Source organism: Bartonella raoultii (genome assembly GCF_019659805.1).
Classification (GTDB): domain Bacteria; phylum Pseudomonadota; class Alphaproteobacteria; order Rhizobiales; family Rhizobiaceae; genus Bartonella; species Bartonella raoultii.
Genome location: NZ_JAIFRO010000003.1, coordinates 177,010 through 179,790, shown reverse-complemented (window position 1 = coordinate 179,790; position 2,781 = coordinate 177,010). Strand labels below are relative to the sequence as shown.

The following is a 2,781-nucleotide window of genomic DNA, read 5'->3' as shown; positions in this document are numbered from 1 at the left end:
TTTCAGTGATTAGTCACGAACTGCACAACCACAACACATTCACCTGCTGCTGTGGCTTTGTCGCGGGTAGCGTAAAGAGTCGTTTCCTTATCATCTCCAACAAAAACTTTCTGATCTGTGGGTGTAAAGTCTTGTGTGCTTTGGGTCTTGATCTCTTTCTCACCAAATTCACTTCCCCCATAACTGCTGCCTATCTTCAACTTGGCTTCCGAAAACGCTGTCTTCACAAAGGCTTTGATCGACGTAATCACAGCTCCACGCGGTAAAATCCCTATTCTCTCCGTAAGGGACTTCTCTTTATGCGAGATATTTAAGCGTAAAAAGCTTACCTGTTGCGTATGAAGATTTCTCCCCTGTAATGGGGCGGGTAAATGATCTGCCATCTCTTGTTTCCTCCTTTAAAATTACGCTGCTTCACCACTGTAGGTGGGGATAACTATCGTTCCAAAATCTTGGGCTGTTTGTGCACTACCAGGCATCTGGAAACGGGTTTTCTTCATGCCAATAAGCGTCTTGGCGGCAACGCCAAATTCACGTTCATAATCAAAATATTCTTCCTTGAGGGTGTAATGGGTTGCACTATGATTTTGTCCAAAACCGATCACAGCACTTTGCGCTCCTAAGAACACAGCACGACGAACGCTTTTTACGGCTGTAGAATCTGTCGATTTAACACCATGGGTCACATGGATAGCTTCCCGTAAAACAACGCCATTATACATACCTAAAGATCCATCAAAGATTGGGTTCTTTGCACGTGAGGTTGCATAAACTGATTTTTGAATATCTAACCATTCACCAGCGGCTGTATTGGTGCGCAATTGCATCACTTGGGTAGGGTGCAAATACAAAACATACACATCATCACCATTGACGTGAACAGGAGAGATTTGCGGATTGGCAAGCTTTGCTTGTTTAACCGCTTCATCAATCAATTTAAGGCTAAAGCTATGTTTGGCTTTATCGGTAAGTTCTTCATCTTTGGTTTTGCCATCGGGGCGGATAATGCGTTCACTGCTGGGCGCCATGATCGGATTAAAGCCGTAATGAACCGGTTTAATATAAACTTCTCGACCATCAACACTAAGCGTGCTTGCTGTATAACCACACACTTGAAGAAAGAACATGATGCTTAAACGATTAGCATACCAGCGAACCAAACCTTCCTTGGCCTTTTTGCGCAAATTCGGTAAGACTCTCTGTTGATCAATCGAATCCGTATTGGCAACACGCGCTGCATGTAAGAGCTCGTTAATGACCAAGCGGTCATTCATAAATTGAAGCGCTTCTTCATTGCCCTCTAAGGTTTCCCCTTGCGTGACACCATCTCCAAACAAATTAACCAGCAGGCTAAAGGTAACGCTATCCCCTGCACTCTTATGGGTTTCATTGTAAAGCTGGATAATGCTGTTTGAACTTTTCCCTATCAAGGGGGCGATTTTCGTCGCCTTCAAAACTTCATTGCCTAATTTCTGTGACCACAATTTTACCGCTTGCGGATCATGGGTCCCTATATGTGTTGTTGCCATTTTTGATTTCACCTTTCTTTGCTGTAAAAAAAACCGGCTGAATAAAGCCGGTGGAAAACCCGCATCAAAGGCGGATTATGTGGAAAAACCTCTTACCTAATCAGGATCTACACCCATAATTTCATAAAAACGTGCTTCATTCTTTGGATTGGATATCCACGCATCAAATTCTTTCTCTGACATATTCGCAAGAACTTCCTTGGTCATAGGACCAACACGGCCTCCACCACCAGAGCCCGTTAATGTCCGCGCTGAATTCTGACGATTCTGGAGTGCTGCAATTTGATCATTGGCTTGCACGGCTTGCTTTTGATAGCCAAGATTTTGCGCGATCCTATAAAGCTCTTCTGCCGGATTAACCCCCTTTTGTGCGCAAGTGGCTACTATCGTTCGCAACTCATCTCCTATAATCGCATCGATCGTGCTCTTCTGGGCATAAGTGGGATAGATAGAAGACCATGCATTCAATTGCTTGGCGCGCGTCTCATAGAGAAAATCTGCCGCCGCATCAAAATCACTGTATTTATCTTTGACCGAGGTAACGGAACTTTCTAAAAACTGATTTAAATGCCCATTAAATTCTTGGTATTCTAACGCTTGCCTTTGCACATCTTGCTGCGCTCTAATATACGCATCCTGCTCTTGAAGCTTTTTGCCCATCCACCCCATATAACCAATAATATCTTCACTAGGATTGGGAGGCGTTTCCTTGCCATCAACCTGAGACATCTGGGATTGCGCTTCATAAAACTTCGTAAGTGCTTCACGGGCTTGATTGGCTTGTTCTACAGCACGTTGCTGTTCTCCATTAGGGATAGTAATCTCTGAAGGCTCTTGAACAGGCTTTGCTACAACCGGCTCTGAAGAAGAGACATCATCACTTTCAACCGCTCCTCTATCATGAGCGCTCTCAAAAGAACCCTCATCATCAAAAACGGATGCCTCTGTTCCATAATCTTCATTCAGTCCTTCATTCAGTTCTGCATTCATTCTTTAACCTTTCTCAAATGCTTCTTCCTCTATAACTGGCCGCTCTTTCTCGCATGATCTGATTTTGCATCTGCTCATTGTAAATGCGTTGCCGTTCAAGTTCATGGCGCTGTTGCATCAATTCTGCTTCCAATTCCGCTCTTTTTTGACGCATGAACAATTCAATCTGCTTTTGTTGTAAATCCATCTGTTGCATTTGGGTTTTCGTCGCCATGTCTTGCTGCTTTTCTTGCAACTGCATTTCCTGCTCTGGATTCATCTG

At 43.9% G+C, this 2,781-nt stretch carries 3 protein-coding genes and 1 pseudogene; all 4 read right to left on the bottom strand.

Features of this window, described 5'->3' with window-relative positions; translation table 11 throughout:
- Nucleotides 1–2 precede the first annotated feature (2 nt).
- Nucleotides 3–383, bottom strand: coding sequence for a hypothetical protein (locus K3248_RS09345; protein WP_220716915.1), 381 nt, complete (start codon nucleotides 381–383; stop codon nucleotides 3–5).
- Between the two features lie 21 nt (nucleotides 384–404).
- Nucleotides 405–1,529, bottom strand: a complete 1,125-nt coding sequence (gene bgtG, locus K3248_RS09340) for a BaGTA-type gene transfer agent major capsid protein (RefSeq protein WP_220716914.1) — start codon at nucleotides 1,527–1,529, stop codon at nucleotides 405–407.
- Nucleotides 1,530–1,625: 96 nt separating this feature from the next.
- Entirely contained in the window at nucleotides 1,626–2,519 is an 894-nt protein-coding gene (locus K3248_RS09335; protein WP_220716913.1) for a hypothetical protein, read from the bottom strand.
- A gap of 13 nt (nucleotides 2,520–2,532) precedes the next feature.
- Nucleotides 2,533–2,781, bottom strand: a pseudogene (locus K3248_RS09330) (portal protein); the annotation flags it as partial.